This is a genomic window from Citrobacter sp. VF227, assembly GCF_052950715.1.
Genome location: NZ_JBRFVF010000510.1, coordinates 1 through 449, shown reverse-complemented (window position 1 = coordinate 449; position 449 = coordinate 1). Strand labels below are relative to the sequence as shown.

Here is a 449-nt window from a genome sequence, read left to right as displayed (position 1 = left end):
GGGTAGCTGCGCGCGTCGCCGAGATTCACGTCCAGCACCGCCAGATCGAACGCCTCGCTCCGGGCATGGGCCAGGGCCCTGTCGAGGCGCATCGCCACCACGACCTCGCAGCCCAGGTCGAGCAGCATGTCCTCGGCCAGCATGCCGACGAGGCTCTCGTCCTCGACCAGCAGCACCCGGCGTCCGGCGAGCGGCGTCATGGCGCGCGCGGTCCTTCGACCGTCTCCTGGCCGATCCAGCCGAGGCGGGTCAGCGGGTTCCGCATCTGGCAAGTCACGCCCGCGGGCGCGTAGGTGATCGCCGCGCTGCCGTCGAACTCCAGCGGCAATTGCCGCTCGATGAGCCGTGAGCCGAACCCCCTGCGGGTCGGGGGCGCGACCGGTGGGCCGCCCCGCTCCTCCCAGAGCAGGTCGAGCTGCTGCCGGCCGTCATCCCGGTCGTGCAGGGAC

General features: G+C 72.6%; 1 protein-coding gene and 1 pseudogene. Both read right to left on the bottom strand.

What is annotated here, in order from left to right; genetic code table 11:
• Positions 1-200, bottom strand: a 200-nt coding sequence (locus tag ACU8YC_RS27590; protein WP_446896340.1) for a response regulator, incomplete at its 3' end; no start/stop codon positions are given.
• Positions 197-449 (bottom strand): annotated as a pseudogene (locus ACU8YC_RS27585) (hypothetical protein); the annotation flags it as partial. The gene ACU8YC_RS27590 and the pseudogene ACU8YC_RS27585, both read right to left, overlap by 4 nt.